Origin of the sequence: Simplicispira sp. 125, from assembly GCF_003096555.1 — a bacterium.
Taxonomy (GTDB): domain Bacteria; phylum Pseudomonadota; class Gammaproteobacteria; order Burkholderiales; family Burkholderiaceae_C; genus Simplicispira.
Map to the genome: position 1 here is coordinate 2,473,320 of NZ_QEKM01000001.1, position 17,723 is coordinate 2,491,042.

Genomic DNA, 17,723 nt, shown 5'->3' on the forward strand with positions numbered 1-17,723 from the left:
TTGGGTTCACCCGTCGCTCTGGGGCTGCACCAGTTTTTTCATGGACTGGCGTTTGGGCCGCTTGGCTTTGGTCAGTGTTTTGACCATCTTGGCGACAATGCGGCGCAGAACGTCTTCCAAGGCTGTGCGCCAGTTGCTGGCGGTTGCACCAACGATCACGGTACCGTGGGATTCCAAGTGCAATTGAATCTGGGCGTGCTTGTCTACCCCGCCGCGCGGGCCATTCACGTCGGTAAAGCTCACCCTGGCCGTACTCACCTGCTGCGCCATGCGGCGCAGGGCAAAGCGCAAACGTTCCGTGGCAATGCCTTTCAGGGGCTTGGCCTCGGTGGGCTTGGCGTCAAAAACAATTTGCATGGTTGGCTCCAAAGGTGAGGGTGTTCAATGTCTGCAGATGTCGAATGTAGATCCCATAATAGAAAGAAAAAAGCATGTAATATCTTTCTATTGGAAAGCAAATACCTTACTATTTGCAGCGCCAACCCATGAGCCAAACCTTCAACTACCGCCATCTCTATTATTTTTGGATCGTCGCCAAAGAGGGCGGCATGGCCCGCGCTGCAGAGCGGCTGGACATGTCACTGCCCACCATTAGCACCCAGGTGCGCGAGTTGGAGAAGTCACTGGGTGTGAGCTTGCTCAAAGCCCAGGGCCGCAACCTGGTGCTGACCGAGGCCGGTGTAGCCGCCATGCGCGAGGCCGATCAGATATTTTCTTTGGGTGAGGGCCTGCCGCATCGTGTACGAGAGGCCGTGAGTGGAAGCAACGTGCGCTTTAACGTTGGCATCTCGGACGGCATTGCCAAGCTGGCCGTGCACCGCATGCTGGCACCGGTTTTAGCTGAGCCCAAGCTGCGTCTGTTGTGCCACGATGGGGAGTTTGGGCAACTGCTGGCGGAGCTGGCTTTGCACAAGCTTGATGCCGTATTGTCCGACCGCGCGGCACCCACCAAATCGGAGCTGCGCTTTACTAGCCAATTGCTCACCAGCAGCCCTGTCGCTTGGTACGCACCCCAGAAATGGCTGGAGGCGGCGCGTAGCGATTTTCCGCACAGCTTTGCTACCGTTCCCCTTTTGTTACCGACACCGCACTCTGCCGTGCGCCTGCGCATCGACCATTGGTTGGAGCGTGAGCGCATCAGGCCACTGATCACAGGGGAGTTTGAGGACAGTGCGCTGCTGATGACCTTTGGAGCAGCCGGAATGGGCGTCTTTCCGGCGCCAGTGTCCATCCACGAAGACCTGCTGAAGACCCACAAATTGGAGCTGATCGGTAGCTGCAACGAAGTGCAGGAGGAGTTTCATCTGATCTACACAGCGCGCAAGGTGCTGCACCCGCTTTTATCGCGCATCCTGCCGAGTGGATACTCTTGATTCAATCGAATTTCCCGCACGGGACCAGCATTTCAGCAGCCTGTAAGTGCAGCCCCTTCTGAATTTACGTACCGTCGTCTTCTGAAAACGGCAGTTCTGTTGTCTTGCGAGCACCATGAAAAAATCGCAAATACGCCCTCAAACCCCATGACCGATCTACCCGCCAGCGCGCCCCGCACTTTCACCCTCAGCGACTTCGACTTCGTTCTGCCCCCAGAACGCATCGCCCAGCACCCTGCCCCCGAACGCAGCGCTTCACGCCTGCTCGATGGCCGCAACCGGCCCCCGGTGGACCGCATCTTCCACACACTGCCCGGCCTGCTGCGCGCAGGCGACCTGCTGGTTTTCAACGACACCCGCGTCGTCAAGGCGCGCCTCTTTGGCGAGAAAGCCAGCGGCGGCAAGCTCGAACTGCTGATCGAGCGCGTGCTCACCGGCAACGAGGTGGTGGCCCACATGAAGGTCAGCAAAAAACCCCTGCCCGGCAGCACGGTGCACATGGCCGGCGGCCGCAGCGCCGGTGGTTTTGATGCCACGCTGCTGAGCCGCTGGCCCGACGCGCAGGGGCCCCTGTTTCGCTTCGCCCTGCATGGCCCCGCACAAGAAAGCCCCTGGGACCTGATGGAGCGCCACGGCCACCTGCCCCTGCCCCCGTATATCGAGCGCCAGCAAAACACCGGTAACGACCCCGACGCCGCCGAGGACAGCCAGCGCTACCAAACCATTTTTGCCCGCGCACCGGGCGCCGTGGCAGCGCCCACAGCGGCGCTGCACTTTGATGACGCCGTGCTGGCCGACCTGGCTGCGCAGGGCATCGAGCGCGCCAGCGTGACGCTGCATGTGGGCGCCGGCACCTTCCAGCCGGTGAAGACCGAGAACCTGGCCGAGCACCAGATGCACAGCGAGTGGTACGAGATCCCGTTGCCCACACTGGCCGCGCTGGAGCGCTGCCGCCAGCGTGGCGGCCGCGTGGTGGCCGTGGGGACAACGACGGTGCGCACACTCGAATCGTGGGCGCGCTCGGGGTTGGCGACGGGTGACACCAATATCTTCATCACGCCGGGGTTTGCGTTCCAGGTGGTGGACCTGCTGGTCACCAACTTCCATCTGCCCAAAAGCACGCTGATGATGCTGGTGAGCGCCTTTGCGGGCTATGACCAGGTGATGGAGCTGTACCGCCATGCGATTGCGCAGGAGTACCGGTTCTTCAGCTACGGGGATGCGATGCTGCTGGAGCGCGGAGCGCCCACGGCCCGCCTGTAGCGGCATTGCGCGCTCAGGGCTGCATTGCTACTATCAAAAAAATAGCTGCTAGCGTTTATGCATCAAGCGATAGCAGCCTTTTTTGCTTAAATTTTACAGCCCCAGGTGCTGCGCCACAAAATCGGCATCCTTGTCACCCCGGCCCGAGAGGTTGACCAGAATATTCTGATCGGGCGACATGGTTTTTGCCACCTTCATGGCGTAGGCCACGGCGTGGGCGCTCTCGAGTGCCGGAATGATGCCCTCGGTGCGCGAGAGCGTCATGAAGGCGTCCAGGCACTCGTCGTCGGTCACCGCCTCGTACTGCACGCGGCCTACATCTTTCAGATAGCAGTGTTGCGGGCCGACACCGGGGTAATCGAGCCCTGATGCGATCGAATACACCGGCAGCGGCTCGCCCTTTTCGTCCTGCAGGTTGTAGCAAATGAAACCATGGATGGCGCCCTTGGTTCCGAGCGTCATGGTAGCCGCGTGGTCGGGAGTGTCCAAGCCGCGACCGGCCGGCTCGACACCCACGAGCTGCACACCAGCGTCGGGCAGGAATTCCGTGAAGATGCCCATGGCGTTCGAGCCGCCGCCCACGCAGGCCGTCACCACATCGGGCAGGCGCTTGTGCTGCGCCAGGAACTGCGCACGCGCCTCGCGCCCGACGATGCTCTGGAAGTCGCGCACCATCTTCGGGAACGGGTGCGGGCCCACCACCGAGCCGATGGCATAGAAGAAATGGACCGGGTCTTTCATGTACTCCTCGAAGGCGCTGTCCACCGCGTCCTTGAGGGTGCGCGTACCGCGCGTCACGGGTACCAGCTTGCAGCCCAGAATTTTCATCTTGGTGACGTTGGGGTGCTCCTTGGCGATGTCGATCTCGCCCATGTGGATTTCGCACTCGATACCCACCAGCGCACAGGCCGACGCCAGCGCCACCCCATGCTGGCCAGCGCCCGTTTCGGCCAGCACCTTGGTCTTGCCCATGTGCTTGGCCAGCAGCGCCTCGCCCAGGCAGTGGTTGATTTTGTGCGCCCCGGTGTGGTTCAGGTCTTCGCGCTTCAAGTGGATGTGCGCGCCGCCCTGGCGATCGGACAGACGCTTGGCATAAAAAATCGGGCTGGGCCGACCCACGTAGTGCGCGTACAAATCTGCCAGTTCTTCCTGAAAGGCCGGGGTCTTGCGGACCTCTTCATAGGCGACGTTGATGTCGTCCATCACGGCCTTGAGCTCGGGGGGAAGAATTTGCCCGCCGTACTCGCCAAAGTAGCCCTGACTGTCGGGCATTTCCAGAAACTGCTGTGCCATGCGATGTCCCTCTGTGTGGTAAAAAAACCGTGAAATCTTAGGGCCTTTTTGTGGGCGCAGTTCTGCCAGCTAGGTGTTATTGATTCCGCCTCACAAAGCTTGAGATCTCTCGCGACGACGAACCGCGTACGAACACGGGATGTTTGTCGCAATCGACACCATCACGCCACACCCTCATTCACGCTGATTAGGCGAAACGATGCCGTACCTTTGCATCCGGCGGTAGACCGTCGCCCGGCACATACCAAGACTGCGGGCAGTTTCCGTCACATTCCACTGATACTGGCGCAAGGTCCGCAGAAGTACGTCTCGTGCACTCTCGGGGGTTGAGGACGCATAGGTCGGCACGCCAGGATCGATACCCAGCGACAACAGCCTGGGCGGTGGCAGTGCCGTGCAGACCGTCCCGGTGATTTCGGCGGGAAGATGCTGCACACCAATGGCCTCACCACCGCTCAAGGCCAGCGCGGCCCGCAAGGTGTTCTTGAGCTGGCGGATATTGCCCGGCCATGCATAGCCGACCAGCAAGGGCAGCACATCCGCGGAAAAACCTGGCGTGCAGCCACCCAGGTCACTGGCTTCGGCATGCAAAACCGCCTGAATCAGTGATTCCTTGTCCAACCGATCCCGCAAGGCAGGCAGCGCCAGCGTGAACCCCGCAAGCCGGTAATACAGGTCCAGGCGGAACGCTCCCGATGCCACCAGATCCCCAAGATCGCGGTGGGTTGCGCAAATGACTTGCAGATCCACGGGCGTGGGTTGCTCGGCACCCAGGGGCATCACCTCGCGCTCGGCGAGCACCCGCAGCAGCCGCGTTTGCAGGGCCAGTGGCATGTCGCCGATTTCGTCCAGAAACAAGGTGCCCTTGTGCGCCAGAAGTATCTGGCCACGCACCCCTTTGGAACGGGCTCCGGTGAACGCACCATCCCGGTAGCCAAACAGCTCGCTCTCGATCAGAGTCTCAGGAATGGCGGCACAGTTGAGTGCCACAAAGGCCTGGGCAGCACGCTCGCTGGCTTCGTGCATGGCTTTGGCAAACGCCTCTTTCCCGGTGCCCGATTCGCCGTGCAACAGTACAGGCAGCCCTTTACCCAGCACACGCAGCGCCTGCTGGACGTTGCGCTCCATACGGGCATCGTCGCCTGCCAGCCGCCTCAGGGCGGCGCTTGAGGAGTCTGCACGCTGCGGTGTAAAAATCGGCGCGGATAGGTTCGCCAACGGGCGGCGGCGCGGTTGACGTGCCAAGGCGAAACACTGGCTCCCCGAGTGCAGCAAGCGCAATGCGAACGGATCAAGCGTTGACTGTGTCAGAGCCTCCAGGGCGTCGAAGCGAATTCCAAACACGTCCTCCACATGGGCCTGCGCAAAGGAGGCAGGTGTTGCCCCCACGTCCTGCAAAAACCGCTGGTTGGCTGCCACGATATGCCCGCCTTCGTCCAATGCGATTAGTCCCTCGGTCGCAACTTCCATGAACTCCCGCCGGCTGGAGATACGCAAGACCAGGAGGCTTTCGTACTGACGCAGGAAATTCGCGTTCTCCACCATGCGTGCGGTGTACTTGACCATCTGCAACACCAGGTACTGGCTGCGCTTGTCGCCAGGGGACTGCAGGGCCGAGGCATCAAGCACTGCGAGAAGCTCGCCGTTGGGCGAAAAAATGGGCGCCGCGCTGCAAGTCAACGCATGGTTCAGTGCCCTGAAATGCTCTGTCTGGTGCACCGTGATCGGCTGTCGTTCGGTGGTCGCCAAACCCACGGCACAAGTGCCTTCCTTTTCCTCAGACCAGCAGCTTCCCAGGTAGAGGCCCGCGCGCCGCAGATCACGATCGATGACTGGGTTGTGGATGAAATCCACCGTCACCCCTTGCGCATCGGTCAGGAGCACAACATAGCCAGCATCGCGAATCTGCATGAACAGCGACTCGGTGCCGCTTTGTGCCACCGCGAGAAGTGGCTCTATCGGTGTGCGGTGCTCACGCACGGCGCTGACGGGCAGCACGCGCGGAGGGTCGCAGCGCCCCGGGTCCAACTGGTAAAGACTGATCGAACGTTGCCGCGAACGTTCGATGATCACGTCATCAGCGTCTATCGACACATTGATCGGCGGGTTGTCCGGCCGAGCAAAGGCCGTGAAGCGAGAGGCCTGGGCCATGGTTCTGTCTCCTGCGGTGGGCGTCGTGGGCCCACACATCATCTTGCGTCTGCTGTCATGGATGCTGCCCCATATTACGGCAATCACCTTCCGCAACCTCGGAAGCGCCGCCCCCTTCAAACCGACACGGGCGGCGCTACAGAGCAATGCGTCAGACTTAGCCAGTCGTCCAGCTGCCGAACAAGCGCCGCCGGCTGGTCCGCATGCACCCAATGGCCAGCACCGGCAATATTCTCAAAAACGGCATCGGCAAACAGCGTACGGATCAGCGGCATGTGATGCTCACGCAGGTAACAAGAAGAGGCTCCGGCAATGAACAGCGCAGGCACCCGGGATTTGCGCTGACGCGCCGGCACCGCAAAGCGCAGCAGTTCCGGCATGCTTGCGGCAATACTGTGCCAGTGGATACGCCATGCCCATCCAGCGCCGCAACGCACCAGGTTCTGCAGCAGCATCGCACGAAGACGCTCCGACGGCAGGTAGCGGGCCAATTGTGCGTGCGCATCTTCGCGCCTGGTGACGCTGGACAGATCAAGTCGCAGTGCGGCATGGATCAGGGGCATGAATCTGTCAGGGTAGATATCTGGGGCAATATCCACCACCGCCAGGCGGCTTATGCGCTGCGGGTAGCGCAGCGCAAAGGCCATTGCGAGCTTGCCGCCCATGCTGTGGCCCACCAGGGCTGCCTGCTCTATGGCATGGGCATCAAGCAGCTCACGCAGGTCCTCGCTCATCAGGTCATAGTCCATGCGCGCTGTGTGGGGAGATGCACCGTGGTTGCGCAAATCCACCGCCAGCACGCGGTAGCGCCGCGCCAGCGGAACGGCTATGTGGTGCCACTGCGCGCACGAGCCAAACAGGCCGTGCAGCAGTAGCACCGGTGGGCCTGCGCCATAGCTGCGCCAGGCAAGCCGTACCGGCGGATGGCTGGCAACCGGGGGAAATGCAGACCCGCCACCCACCGCTGCCCTTAGAGCTCACGCCGGTTCATGGCCCCGGCGATGTACTCGGCCTGGCGGATTGCGAGGGCGACAATCGTCAAGGTCGGATTGGCCGCGGAACTCGACGTGAACTGACTTCCGTCGGAGACGAAAAGGTTCTTCACATCGTGCGACTGGCCCCACCGGTTGACCACGCCGTCACGCGCCTTGGCACTCATGCGGTTGGTGCCCATGTTGTGGCTGGCGGGATAGGCCGGCATATCGACCACGCGCGTGGCGCCCACTGCCTCCGACAGCTTGCGCCATTGCACCAGTCCGTGCGCCGTGATCCGGTCGTCATTTGCATGGTAGGTCTTGGTGACGATCGGTATGGGCAGGCCGTACTGGTCCTTCTCGGTCGGGTGCAGCGTGATGCTGTTTTGCTCGCGCGCCAGGTCTTCGCCACAGACCCAGACGCAGCTCATGTGGTCGTACATCTCGAGTGCCGACGTCACATCACGGCCCCAGCCGCCGGGCTTCATGAACGCTGCGGTGTAGGGCAGGTGCAGCGCCAGGCCTTCAAGGTAGTAGCCGCCGAAGAAACCTCGCTGGGTATCTGGGGCCACTTCGTCGGCGACCACGGCCGCAATGTCGAACCCACGGTACATATAAACCGGCTTGCGGTGGATGGCGACCGCTGCTGCCGTGGCATGGTTCATGTAGTTCCTGCCGACCTGGCCCGAGGAGTTGGCGAGACCGTCAGGGAACATGCTGGAGGCCGAGTTAAGCAGCAGGCGGGGTGACTCAATAGAGTTGCCGGCCACACAGACCACGCGCGCACTCTGCAACTGGCGTTTGCCGTCCTTGTCCATGTACAGGACGCCGCTGGCCTTGCCCGACTTGTCATGCACGATTTGCAGCACCATCGACTCCGGCCGAAGCTCAACGTTGCCAGTAGCCAATGCCCTGGGAACTTCGGTGTAGAGCGTGGACCATTTGGCGCCGATCTTGCAGCCCTGCATGCAAAAGCCGATCTGCTGACAGCCCGGTCGCCCGTCATAGGGAATCGAATTGGATGCGACCGGGCGAATGATTTTTTTGTAGCCCACCTTGCGTGCGCCAACGTCAATCACCTTGTAGTGGTTGTTGGGCGGCATGGCGGGCAGACCGCTGGCCTGGGTTCCCGTCACACCCATCTTCTTCTCGGCTTGGAAGTAGTAAGGCGCAAGATCCTTGAGGGTAATGGGCCAGTCCAGCACGTTGGCCCCTTCTATGGTGCCGTAGTGGGTGCGTGTCCGAAAATCGTGCTCTTGGAACCGAAGTGCCACGCCGGACCAATGGATGGTGGAGCCACCCACGCCCTTGACGATCCATGCCGGCAGGTTGGGATAGGTCTTGGTGTGGTGCCATCCGCCTGCCGAGATACGCTTGTCCAGCCACGAAATTTTGTTGAACATGCCCCATTCATCGTTCTCGAAGTCAGCCTGTGTGAAATGTTTTCCCGCTTCAAGCACCACACACTTGACGCCGCGCTGCGCCAGTTCGTTGGCGAGTGTTCCGCCGCCGGCGCCCGAGCCGACGATTACCACCACGCTGGTGTCGTCGAAGGCGAATTTTGTTTCTTTTGCCATGTTGTGTCTCCTGCTAAGGGTGCTGGCTCAGAGCCAGTCGAGGTCGTTGAAGCCGCGCGTGAGGTAGCCGCCCTTTTGCCAGGACGAGCCTTCGTAACCAAACAGCGGCCACAGCTCCTTGTTGTTGTAGAGGCCGGTCACCAGGTCGCCCTGTATTTTTTTGAAGAAAGGGGTGCCTTCTATTGCCTGGAGCAGCACCACGCGTTCTGGCTCGGTGGGCACCTGCACATAGGGCTTTGCGTAGAGCTTCATGGCGCTCGCGTCGAGCGCTGCCACCCCGTCGCGAAGCAGGGCATGCAGCGCCGGGTCTTTCGCCGCCGCTGCGTCGTAGGGGGCCTCGGCATGCAGGTAGTACCGATCGGGCAGCTTGTCATGCGGAAAGATGTCGCGGGCCATGCGTACCAGGGTGTTCCCGGTCTCGGCGCCCAACACCGGGAAAGACTGCGCCTGCGCGCTCGCGGGCGCCATCGAAAGTACCGACAGCGGCGCCACCGTAGCGCCAAGGGCGCCAAGCCCGCTGCCACGCAGAAAGCTGCGGCGGGCGATCTGGGGCCGCTTGTCAAGCATGCGCATGGGCACAGCCGCAGGCGACACGGTCTCCGGCGCGGTGGCAACGGTTAGACGGGAATCGTGGGTCATGATGAATGTCTCCTTGTTGTAAAAATCGCTACGTCACTGTGTGCAGTTCTGGCGTTCAAGCCGTCTCCTGAGAGCCTCTGCCACCGAGCGCTCCAGCGCCTGTGCATCAAAGCTGGCGTCAAGCTCCTCGCGGCAACTGCTGGTGAGCTGCGCCAGTTGCTGCGCATCGCCAGAACCGCGTGCCAGCGTGCGGCACAGCAGCGCCCAGGGAGAAGCCTCCAGCAGCACGCCCCCTACGAGCAATACGCCCGTGCGCTTGCGTACCTGTGCCAGCCCGACCAGCTTGCGGCCATCGGCTGTCAGCACTTCCCAAGGCGATAGGCCACCGAAGCAAGCCCAGTCCACACCTTGTGGCCGCTGCGGCGGACCGGTTGCCCGAAGGCTCTCGGGTGACACCGCGTGTGCACCAACCAGGCCGGCACCACGCAGCACCTGTGCCAGGTCTTCGCCCAGCCACCGGTAGCTGCCGACCGGGCCCGAGGTAGCCAGGGGATGGTCCGGCGGCAGAGCAACCGACAACCCCAGCATCCAGGGCCCCGTCAGCACGGCGCCACCACCAGAGGCACGAACCAGTACCGGCATACCCACCAACTCATCGGCGCCGGAGAGCAGGCGCCGCTGTGAGCAACCCAGCACCACCACCGGCTGTGCATAGCGCCACAGGCGCCAGGCAGGCAGCTGTACCGGCTCGGCCAGTTGCTGCTCATTCCATAGCTGCTCATGCACGGCCATGGGGAGGTCGCCTATGGCACGCTCATAGTCCATCGCAGGTTTCCAAGTACTCACGCACACTGCGCAGGAACAGCGCCGCGGGATGGCCGTCCACCGCCCGGTGGTCAAACACCAAGGTTAGGGTACTCATGGGAGCGATCGCAAGCGACCCGTTGCGCACAACAGGCCGGTCCGTCACGCGGCTCAGGCCCAGGATGCCAACTTGGGGCGGGTTCAGGATTGGCGTGAACCAGTCGATTCCCGTCATGCCAAGATTGGTGACGGTGAAGCTGCCACCCTGGTAAGTTTTGGGCGGCAAGCGGCCGTCGCGGGTGCCTTGGGCTAGCTCCCGTGACGCCGTCGCCAGCTGCTCGATGGACAGGGTGTCGGCATTCCGAATCACCGGCACCGCCAGGCCGTCGCTCAAGGCTACCGCCAGACCCAGATGAATCGCACTTGCCCGCTCAATGCCACCCTCACGCATCCAGGCATTCAGCGCAGGGTGCTCGCGCAGCGCCAGCGCCACGGCGCGCAGCACCAGCGAAGTGACCGTCATGCGCAGCGGCGCACCGGGCGCCGCCTGGCGCTCTGCCAGCAGCGCCAAGGCGTGCGACAGATCAACTTCGGCACCCATGGCAACGCGCGGCGCCTGCCAGCCCGCCGTCATGTTGCGCGCGATGCTGCCGCGCAGGCCCTTGAGCGCAATCAACGGCGCAGGCTGCCGGGATTCGGCAGATTCAGCAGATTCGGTATCGGTGGCCACTGCGCTCATTGCAGTGTCGCCAGTGCCTGGCCTGGTTTGAAGGTCTCTTCTGCGGCCACCAGAATCTTCCCGATCACGCCATCCATCGGCGCCAGCACTTCATGATTGGCTTTGACGACCACCACGCTGACAACTGGCTGCCCTGCACTGACGTGGTCCCCCTCTTTCACCAGCCAATCCTCTACAAGGGCTTCGGTGCCTGGCTCTACGTCCTGCCAGGCGTCAGCGTTGAGCACAATTGCGGTCATGCGGACGCTCCTTCAAGCTGGGGCGCCCCCATCAGCCGTTGCGAGGCGACGACGATGCCCTCGACCTGCGGGATCACAAACTGCTCCAATGGCCGGCTGTAGGGGATCGGCACATCGGGCACTGCCAGTCGGTACACAGGGGCCTTCAGCTTCACCGTGTCCAGGTTCTCGGCAATCAACGCGGCGATTTCGCCGGAAAGGCCGAAGCTCAGGTAGTCCTCATCGGCCACCAGCAGGCGACCCGTCTTGCGCACCGACCGCAGCACGGCCTCACGATCAAGCGGCACGACCGTGCGCAGATCAATCACCTCGGCCTCAATGCCGGCAGCGGCCAGCTGTTGCGCCGCAATCAGCGACTTCTGCACCATCTGGCTGAGGGTCACGATGGTCAGGTCGCGGCCCTCGCGCACCACATTTGCCTGACCGAACGGAATCACGTAGGGTTCCAGCGGAACCGCATTTGTGCTGCCCTCGAAATACGACATCCATGGGAGCCCCATGATCCCTTTGTGGAACAGGAACACCACCGGGTTGTCTTCGCGGATGGCCTGGGTCATCAGCCCCTTGGCGTCGTAGGCGTTTGAGGGCACCACCACCTTCATGCCAGGCATGTGCGCAAACGTTGCGTACAGGCATTGCGAATGCTGCGCCGCGTCGTTGTAGCCCCCGCCGATAGCAGCCATGAGCACCATGGGCAGGCGGATGTTGCCGCCCGCCATATAGGTGTTCTTGGCCATGTGGTTGTAGATCATGTCCATGCACACACCAAAAAAGTCGACAAACATCAACTCGGCAATCGGGCGCATGCCTTCGGCTGCGGCACCAATTGCCGAACCGATGAACGCTGTCTCCGAAATCGGGGTGTCCATGATGCGGTCCTTGCCATATTTGGCGAGCAGGCCACCGGTGGCACTGAAAATGCCTCCGTACTTGGCCACGTCCTCGCCCATCACAAAGACCTCGTTGTCGCGCTCCATCTCCTGATCGATGGCCTCTGAGATGGCTTGCGCCATGGTCAGCTTGCGTGCTGTCTGGGTAGTCATATCGCGTCTCCTGTTCTGAGTGATGGCGGTGTCAGGAGAAGACGTGCATCAGCGCGTCTTCCGCCTTGGGATAGGGGCTGGTGCGACCGTATTCGTAGGCCTCTGCGATGCGTACGCCGACACGCGCTCGCAGCGCCTTGTCCGCAGCGTCGTCCAACAGCCCTGCGCGTCGCAGGTGCTCACCCAGAAGCGGAATAGGGTCGTGGCGGCGCAAGGACTCCACCTCGCCTTTAGGGCGGTAAGTTTCTGGATCACCCTGGAAGTGGCCGAGATAGCGGTCGGTCTTCACCTCAAGCAAGGTCGGACCTTCACCGCGCCGCGCCCGCTCAATCGCGGCACCAGCCGCTGCATACACCGCCAGCGCATCGTTTTGCTCCACCAGCACACCAGGCATGCCATAGGCGGCGGCGCGACTGGCATTCCAGGCGACTGAGGTGGATTCAGACTTCTCGACTGAGATGCCGTACTTGTTGTCTTCGCACACAAACAGCACCGGAAGCTTCCACAGCGCGGCCAGGTTCATGGACTCATGAAAGGCGCCCTGGTTGGCCGCCCCTTCGCCGAAAAAGGCCACAGCCACCCAGTTCTTGCCACGCTTCCTGGCCGCAAGGGCCGCGCCACAGGCCGGCGGCATGCTGGCACCGACGATGCCACTGCAACTGAACTTGTGCGCGGGATCGAAGAGGTGCATGTGGCCCCCCTTGCCACGCCCCAAACCCGTATCCTTGCCAAATATTTCCGCCGTCATGGGCTTGAGCGGAACGCCCTTGGCAATGGCAAAGTGATGAGGACGGTGCGAGCCCACCACCGTGTCATCGTCGTGCAGATGCGCGCAGACGCCCACGGCCACAGGCTCCTGCCCGGCGGCCAGGTGCATCTCACCGGGTATCGGGCCGGCGCCGATATCAAAAGCCAGCCCCTTCTGGATGTGCGGGGGCAGCTTGCCTTCTAGATAGATCCGGGCCATCGTCTCTTCGTATTCCCGGATCTCTATCATTTTTTCGTACATCCAGAGTTGTTGCTCTGTAGTCGCATTCATATCGAGATCTCCGTGTCGTTGTCTAAGGATTCCCCGCACGCGTTTACCGGCGGAGACAGTGCGCTGAAAGGGCCTGTGCCCGTGTTCTGCACAGAGGACTACGCAATGGGCATGCCATCTGCAGCCAACAGGTCAAATTGGCGGGAAAACCCTGAGACAAAAGGGTCAAAAGACGCTGTTTGGCGTCAGCCAGAGCGGGTTTCTGGCATGGCTGATCCCGGTGGGAGCCATGCAATGCGACATGGCATTGCGACATCTGCTCCACCTGTCGCAGCGCGACGCGACAGGTGTCGCCGCCACGAGGAAGATCCGCTGGATGGCTGCGACAAGTCGGCCGGAGCAACCCTTTGAACACTTCCTGTCCGTTTGGCAGGGCCCTGCGACGGACGCAGAACGCATTGACACGCCGAATATGCCAATCCCTCATTCACTTGATGCACAGAAGGAAAAGATTGCACCTCTATGTCCGGACTTGATGCGGCGCGAGTCACGGTCCCGGATGGGATTGGCTGGCGAATGTCCTATGGGTTCGGCGCACCTACGGTGCACGGCGCGTCAACGACAGGTACGCGCAGGAACCATGCGGGGCACCGCCCCCATGGCGGGAGGCTGGTTGGCGGAAGGCAGTTCCACACAATAGTCGACCCACGGCCCCGACACCTTCGTGGTGCGTGAGCCCCCAGGGCCACGCAGGTCGCGCACTACAGCCTCCGCTCCCATGGTGACGGGCGCCTCCCTTGCCCAGGTCTGTGGCGCATGGACCAGCCCTTGCCGGCGCTGCCAGGCCCTCTCCCGCGCCAGCGCGAGCGCCACTACGTCCGGCCGAAGAACGGCCTGCGGTTGCGCAGCAGAAGCGGGCAGGCTTGGCGCTGGCGCAGCGGCGGCGACAACTGGCGCTCCCTCTCAGGGCTTGCGGTGGACTGGCGCACGCGCCCCCTTGGAAGCGGCCGGACGATGGCCACCGTGGCACGCCTCATGGCCCTCGGCGCTACGGAGCGCGCCCCGGCCGATTCGCCAGTTTCGCCCGGCACAACCCCGGCAGCCGGTGCGGGCACAGGCGTGGGCGTGGGTGCCAGCGCCACCCACAGCATGGCCGATAGCGGCACCTGCGATGGCGTCGGCAGGACGGGCGGGGGCACCAGCGTCCGCCACAGCACCGCCAGCCCGATGGCATGCAGCATCAGTGACCCAGCCACCGCCCCGACCAGGCGCTGGCGTACCGGGGCAGCGCACACCGGCTTACTCTTGCTAAGAAGCACCCGCAAGAGCGGCCGGTGGCGCCGCCCCTTCATCGGGAATCCAGGTCAGCAGATCCCCTGGCTGGCACTGCAGGTAGCTGCAGATGGCGGACAGGGTCTCAAAACGCACGCCCTTGACCTTGCCGCTCTTGAGCAGGGACAAATTGGCCTCGGTGATGCCCACATGGGCCGCGAGATCCCGCGACTTGACCTTGCGACGCACAAGCATCTCATCCAGCGTGACAACAATCGCCATGGGTGGGTGTCTTGGATGAATTACACAAACGCGTTGGCTTCGGCCTGCAGGCGGCAGCCCTCGGCCAGCACATGGGCCAGCAGCATCATCATGAGCCCCACCACCAGCATGCTCATTTCAAACGAACCCAGGCCCAGCACAATCAGCCCGCCGTTCTTCCCGGACGCGAGCCACGACAGCAGCACCGTCACCCCCATCTGGTAGAGCAGCGAGGTCACAAACATCGCCAGAAAACCCCAGCCGACACCACGAAATCCGCGCACCACCACGGGCCCGAACACCTCTCCGGCCAGAAAGGCACGGCAAATACGGTGCACGCACCACACGGCATAGAACATGGCCAGTGCGGGGATGCACTCGAGCCCCACCCCCACCCAGCGCCATGGCAAGTCCATGGACTGTGGTGGCGTCAGGCCGGCCAGCAAGGCCTGTGCAGGCACCACGGTCAGGGGCATCCAGCCACTCCAGCCGCCCTCCTGCCCAATCGCCGCCCAGCGCGCCAGAGAAATCCCGAACGACACCAGCGCACACACCCAACTGGCAACCAGCAAACCCCAGGCGAGGCGCCGAAACGAGGGATCCTGCACCGGCGAACCTTGAGAGGCCATGGAAGGAAACATGGTGTGCACCTGATGAAATTTCTGTAAAACAATAATAATATACTGTTTTACAGAAATACCATCGAACAATGGCCTTGGACCTGCTCACCCCACCCGATCGCGTCGAGCGTCCGCCCGCGCGGCAGACTGCCTCTGCGCTGCGCGCCCTCTGGCGTGTCTTGCCAGCGCTTGCCATGGCGTCGGCCGTGCTGGCCGCCTGTGGCAGCGTACCCGTAACCTCGCTGTGGAAACTGCGCAAGCTCAACCTGGAGACGCTGGACCCCGCAGCGCTGCGCGCTGCGGTGGTGCACCAGCCCGGCGTGCAACTCCATGGCCAGGGCCTGGTGCTGACCGTGAGCGTGTCGCGCAAGCTGCGCCAGCCCAACGGCGGCACCGTGACCGAGCAACTGGAAGAGAAACTTCCCCTGCAGGAGCTGCGCAGCACGGCCGAACGCAGCCTGCTGGCAGAGTACGACAGCCCCCAGACCACAACGCAGATCTGGCGCGTCGACCCCGCCGCCCTGCCCCGGCTGCAGGCCCTGCGTGCGAGAGCGCTGAGCTGGAAAGGAACGGATGGCGGGCAACGCGCGCTGGGTCTGGGGCTGGAACTGGCTGGCTGCCAACAAAAGGGCGCTCACAACCGGACCGTGACCACCCTGATCCGCTTTACCGAGCCGGGCGAATACATCCCTATCGTGCGCAACATGGATCTGGCCGAAACCATGTCCGCAGCAGATCTGAAACAACGGTTTCCAGACTGCCCCGAGGGCTGAGATCCTACGGACTCGCAGTGCCTTCAGCCCCCATGCGCCCGCCGAAACGCCCGTGCCTGGCCGAAGTGCCCGCAACCGATAAAAGGCACGGGCGGACGCAGGGCCGACAGGGGCGATGGATGGTTGGCGCACAGCACCAAATGCTGCGGTGCGGTGATGAGCACGCGCTTGGACTGCGCGTGCGCGCCCCAGAGCATGAAGACCACCGGCTGGGGCTGTGCGGCGACGTGGGCGATGAGCGCGTCGGTCAGCAGCTCCCAGCCGCGCCGGGCGTGGCTGGCGGGCTGGCCTTCTTCGACGGTGAGGGTGGTGTTGAGCAGCAAGGCGCCGCGCTCGGCCCAGGCGACCAGACTGCCGCCGGGCACCGGAAACGCCGGCGGCGGCTGGCCCAGGTCGCGCTCGATTTCCTTGAAAATGTTGCGCAGCGAGGGCGGCAATGCGACACCGGACGCGACCGAAAACGCCAACCCCTCGGCCTGGCCCCGGCCGTGGTAGGGGTCCTGGCCAAGGATGACCAGGCGCACATCTTCAGGCGCCGTGAGCTCCAGCGCACGCAAGGGGCGCGGCGGAAAAACGGTGGCTCCAGCATCCAGCCGTGCCTGCAAAAAGTCCAGCAGCTTGCGGCCCTCTGTGCTGGCAAAAAAATCTTGTGCCAGCGATTGCCAACCGGGCGCCACAGGCCAGTCGGCGGGGTCGGCACTTTGCAACTGCGTGGGTGCAAGCCCGGTACCGCCTTGAACAATATTTATGGTCAAAATGGCCTCCAACGCTTACCCATAAAGCGCAAGCAGCTATTGTTTTTGATATTCAGGCAAACAGCTTGGCCAGCTCCAGGCCGGGTTCTGGGGCACGCATGAAGGCCTCGCCCACCAAAAAGGCGTGCACACCGGCGTCGCGCATGGTCTTCACGTCCGCAGGCTTGAGAATGCCCGACTCGGTCACCAGCAGGCGGTCGGCGGGCACATCCTTGAACATGCCCAGCGTGGTCTCGAGCGTGACCTCGAAGGTGCGCAGGTTGCGGTTGTTGATGCCGACCAGCGGCGTCTTGAGCTTCAATGCGCGCTCCAGCTCGGGGCGGTCATGCACCTCCACCAGCACCGCCATATCGAGGCTGCGGGCGATGGCTTCAAAGTCTGCCATTTGCGCATCGTCCAGGCAGGCGGCAATCAGCAAAATGGCGTCGGCGCCCATGGCACGGGCCTCGTAAACCTGGTACGGGTCGACCAGAAAATCCTTGCGCAGCACCGGCAGCTGGCAGCTGGCGCGCGCCTGCTTGAGGGCATCCACACTGCCCTGGAAAAACTGCCGGTCGGTCAGTACGGAGAGACAGGCCGCACTCACGGCGCCATCGCCGTCGGCGTAACTCTGGGCGATGTCGGCCGGGATGAAGTCGGCGCGCAGCACGCCCTTGCTGGGGCTGGCTTTCTTGATCTCGGCGATCACCGCCGCCTGGCCCTTGGCTATTTTGGCCCGCAGCGCGCCCTCGAAATTGCGCGTGAGCACGCGGCTCTCGGCATCGGCGCGCATGGCGTCAAACGGCAGGCGCTTTTTGGCGGCGGCCACTTCTTCGTGCTTGACGGCCACGATTTTGTTGAGGATGTCACTCATGGGGGCGGTTCTTTTCAGGGGAAGAAGGGGGCAAATGGGACTCCTGCGGCGGCTTGCGCAGGACGCGGCGCAGCACCACGGCCAAGGCGATACCGCCGCCCACCAGCAGCAGCGTGAAGACGATGACAATCCAGGTGCCAGGGTAGGTCCAGAAAGACGGTTGCATCACTCTCTC

Annotated in this window: 20 protein-coding genes; 3 read left to right on the plus strand and 17 right to left on the minus strand. The window is 62.9% G+C overall.

The window, feature by feature from the left end:
- Positions 1–6: 6 nt before the first annotated feature.
- Positions 7–357: an HPF/RaiA family ribosome-associated protein gene (locus tag C8D04_RS11545; protein WP_116004982.1), complete on the minus strand. Its 351-nt coding sequence runs from the start codon at positions 355–357 to the stop codon at positions 7–9.
- A gap of 128 nt (positions 358–485) precedes the next feature.
- On the opposite strand from C8D04_RS11545, the gene C8D04_RS11550 reads away from it, so the two are divergent.
- Together C8D04_RS11550 and queA are read left to right on the plus strand one after the other, a co-directional pair.
- On the plus strand, positions 486–1,373 hold the full coding sequence (locus C8D04_RS11550; RefSeq protein ID WP_116004983.1) for a LysR family transcriptional regulator: 888 nt from the start codon (positions 486–488) through the stop codon (positions 1,371–1,373).
- A gap of 147 nt (positions 1,374–1,520) precedes the next feature.
- The gene (queA, locus tag C8D04_RS11555) at positions 1,521–2,636 is read left to right on the plus strand and encodes a tRNA preQ1(34) S-adenosylmethionine ribosyltransferase-isomerase QueA (protein WP_116004984.1); all 1,116 of its coding nucleotides are present in this window, start codon (positions 1,521–1,523) and stop codon (positions 2,634–2,636) included.
- 93 nt (positions 2,637–2,729) lie between these two features.
- Here the strand turns inward: queA and trpB are convergent, their stop codons facing one another.
- The 13 genes from trpB to C8D04_RS11620 all read right to left on the minus strand — a co-directional run bounded on the left by trpB (position 2,730) and on the right by C8D04_RS11620 (position 15,188).
- Positions 2,730–3,929 carry a tryptophan synthase subunit beta gene (gene trpB / locus C8D04_RS11560; RefSeq protein WP_116004985.1) on the minus strand — a complete coding sequence of 400 codons (1,200 nt, stop codon included), beginning with the start codon at positions 3,927–3,929 and terminating at the stop codon, positions 2,730–2,732.
- Between the two features lie 174 nt (positions 3,930–4,103).
- Positions 4,104–6,080 (minus strand): sigma-54-dependent Fis family transcriptional regulator, encoded by a 1,977-nt coding sequence (locus C8D04_RS11565; protein ID WP_116004986.1) that lies wholly within the window; start codon positions 6,078–6,080, stop codon positions 4,104–4,106.
- Between the two features lie 116 nt (positions 6,081–6,196).
- A complete protein-coding gene (locus tag C8D04_RS11570) occupies positions 6,197–6,958 on the minus strand; it encodes an alpha/beta fold hydrolase (RefSeq protein ID WP_158550307.1) in 762 nt (253 codons plus the stop codon).
- 92 nt (positions 6,959–7,050) lie between these two features.
- Complete coding sequence (locus C8D04_RS11575; RefSeq protein ID WP_116004988.1) at positions 7,051–8,631, minus strand: GMC family oxidoreductase; 1,581 nt, start codon at positions 8,629–8,631, stop codon at positions 7,051–7,053.
- A 27-nt stretch (positions 8,632–8,658) separates the two neighbouring features.
- Positions 8,659–9,270, minus strand: a complete 612-nt coding sequence (locus C8D04_RS11580) for a gluconate 2-dehydrogenase subunit 3 family protein (RefSeq protein WP_233521158.1) — start codon at positions 9,268–9,270, stop codon at positions 8,659–8,661.
- Between the two features lie 33 nt (positions 9,271–9,303).
- Positions 9,304–10,056, minus strand: a complete 753-nt coding sequence (locus C8D04_RS11585) for a ligase (RefSeq protein ID WP_233521159.1) — start codon at positions 10,054–10,056, stop codon at positions 9,304–9,306.
- Positions 10,025–10,753 (minus strand): dihydrolipoamide acetyltransferase family protein, encoded by a 729-nt coding sequence (locus C8D04_RS11590; protein ID WP_116004990.1) that lies wholly within the window; start codon positions 10,751–10,753, stop codon positions 10,025–10,027. Before C8D04_RS11590 ends, C8D04_RS11585 begins: the two co-directional genes overlap by 32 nt.
- On the minus strand, positions 10,750–10,992 hold the full coding sequence (locus tag C8D04_RS11595; RefSeq protein ID WP_116004991.1) for a lipoyl domain-containing protein: 243 nt from the start codon (positions 10,990–10,992) through the stop codon (positions 10,750–10,752). The genes C8D04_RS11590 and C8D04_RS11595 overlap by 4 nt, the downstream gene beginning before the upstream one ends.
- Positions 10,989–12,035: an alpha-ketoacid dehydrogenase subunit beta gene (locus tag C8D04_RS11600; RefSeq protein ID WP_116004992.1), complete on the minus strand. Its 1,047-nt coding sequence runs from the start codon at positions 12,033–12,035 to the stop codon at positions 10,989–10,991. The genes C8D04_RS11595 and C8D04_RS11600 overlap by 4 nt, the downstream gene beginning before the upstream one ends.
- Before the next feature lie 31 nt (positions 12,036–12,066).
- Positions 12,067–13,074, minus strand: coding sequence for a thiamine pyrophosphate-dependent dehydrogenase E1 component subunit alpha (locus C8D04_RS11605; RefSeq protein ID WP_116004993.1), 1,008 nt, complete (start codon positions 13,072–13,074; stop codon positions 12,067–12,069).
- Between the two features lie 812 nt (positions 13,075–13,886).
- A complete protein-coding gene (locus C8D04_RS11610) occupies positions 13,887–14,309 on the minus strand; it encodes a hypothetical protein (protein ID WP_116701316.1) in 423 nt (140 codons plus the stop codon).
- Between the two features lie 13 nt (positions 14,310–14,322).
- The gene (locus C8D04_RS11615) at positions 14,323–14,568 is read right to left on the minus strand and encodes a helix-turn-helix transcriptional regulator (RefSeq protein ID WP_116004995.1); all 246 of its coding nucleotides are present in this window, start codon (positions 14,566–14,568) and stop codon (positions 14,323–14,325) included.
- A 20-nt stretch (positions 14,569–14,588) separates the two neighbouring features.
- The gene (locus C8D04_RS11620) at positions 14,589–15,188 is read right to left on the minus strand and encodes a DUF2975 domain-containing protein (protein ID WP_233521160.1); all 600 of its coding nucleotides are present in this window, start codon (positions 15,186–15,188) and stop codon (positions 14,589–14,591) included.
- 68 nt (positions 15,189–15,256) lie between these two features.
- On the opposite strand from C8D04_RS11620, the gene C8D04_RS11625 reads away from it, so the two are divergent.
- Complete coding sequence (locus tag C8D04_RS11625; RefSeq protein WP_116004996.1) at positions 15,257–15,940, plus strand: hypothetical protein; 684 nt, start codon at positions 15,257–15,259, stop codon at positions 15,938–15,940.
- 23 nt (positions 15,941–15,963) lie between these two features.
- On the opposite strand, the gene C8D04_RS11630 is transcribed toward C8D04_RS11625, so the two are convergent.
- Genes C8D04_RS11630 through C8D04_RS18700 form a run of 3 tightly spaced genes read right to left on the minus strand, consistent with a single transcriptional unit; the run spans position 15,964 to position 17,714 of the window.
- Positions 15,964–16,689 carry a uracil-DNA glycosylase gene (locus C8D04_RS11630; protein WP_116006155.1) on the minus strand — a complete coding sequence of 242 codons (726 nt, stop codon included), beginning with the start codon at positions 16,687–16,689 and terminating at the stop codon, positions 15,964–15,966.
- A gap of 58 nt (positions 16,690–16,747) precedes the next feature.
- Positions 16,748–17,548, minus strand: coding sequence for an indole-3-glycerol phosphate synthase TrpC (trpC, locus tag C8D04_RS11635; protein ID WP_116004997.1), 801 nt, complete (start codon positions 17,546–17,548; stop codon positions 16,748–16,750).
- A complete protein-coding gene (locus tag C8D04_RS18700; protein WP_165829129.1) occupies positions 17,541–17,714 on the minus strand; it encodes a hypothetical protein in 174 nt (57 codons plus the stop codon). The genes trpC and C8D04_RS18700 overlap by 8 nt, the downstream gene beginning before the upstream one ends.
- Positions 17,715–17,723 lie beyond the last annotated feature (9 nt).

Excerpts from the sequence above, each read along its gene's own strand:
- C8D04_RS18700 (WP_165829129.1), bottom strand. The coding sequence starts at position 17,714 with ATGCAACCGTCTTTCTGGACCTACCCTGGCACCTGGATTGTCATCGTC.
- C8D04_RS11590 (WP_116004990.1), bottom strand. The coding sequence starts at position 10,753 with ATGAGCGCAGTGGCCACCGATACCGAATCTGCTGAATCTGCCGAATCC.
- trpC (WP_116004997.1), bottom strand. The coding sequence starts at position 17,548 with ATGAGTGACATCCTCAACAAAATCGTGGCCGTCAAGCACGAAGAAGTG.
- C8D04_RS11575 (WP_116004988.1), bottom strand. The coding sequence starts at position 8,631 with ATGGCAAAAGAAACAAAATTCGCCTTCGACGACACCAGCGTGGTGGTA.
- C8D04_RS11625 (WP_116004996.1), top strand. The coding sequence starts at position 15,257 with ATGGCCTTGGACCTGCTCACCCCACCCGATCGCGTCGAGCGTCCGCCC.
- C8D04_RS11595 (WP_116004991.1), bottom strand. The coding sequence starts at position 10,992 with ATGACCGCAATTGTGCTCAACGCTGACGCCTGGCAGGACGTAGAGCCA.
- C8D04_RS11565 (WP_116004986.1), bottom strand. The coding sequence starts at position 6,080 with ATGGCCCAGGCCTCTCGCTTCACGGCCTTTGCTCGGCCGGACAACCCG.
- trpB (WP_116004985.1), bottom strand. The coding sequence starts at position 3,929 with ATGGCACAGCAGTTTCTGGAAATGCCCGACAGTCAGGGCTACTTTGGC.
- C8D04_RS11605 (WP_116004993.1), bottom strand. The coding sequence starts at position 13,074 with ATGAATGCGACTACAGAGCAACAACTCTGGATGTACGAAAAAATGATA.
- C8D04_RS11620 (WP_233521160.1), bottom strand. The coding sequence starts at position 15,188 with ATGTTTCCTTCCATGGCCTCTCAAGGTTCGCCGGTGCAGGATCCCTCG.
- C8D04_RS11545 (WP_116004982.1), bottom strand. The coding sequence starts at position 357 with ATGCAAATTGTTTTTGACGCCAAGCCCACCGAGGCCAAGCCCCTGAAA.
- queA (WP_116004984.1), top strand. The coding sequence starts at position 1,521 with ATGACCGATCTACCCGCCAGCGCGCCCCGCACTTTCACCCTCAGCGAC.
- C8D04_RS11550 (WP_116004983.1), top strand. The coding sequence starts at position 486 with ATGAGCCAAACCTTCAACTACCGCCATCTCTATTATTTTTGGATCGTC.
- C8D04_RS11600 (WP_116004992.1), bottom strand. The coding sequence starts at position 12,035 with ATGACTACCCAGACAGCACGCAAGCTGACCATGGCGCAAGCCATCTCA.
- C8D04_RS11615 (WP_116004995.1), bottom strand. The coding sequence starts at position 14,568 with ATGGCGATTGTTGTCACGCTGGATGAGATGCTTGTGCGTCGCAAGGTC.
- C8D04_RS11580 (WP_233521158.1), bottom strand. The coding sequence starts at position 9,270 with ATGACCCACGATTCCCGTCTAACCGTTGCCACCGCGCCGGAGACCGTG.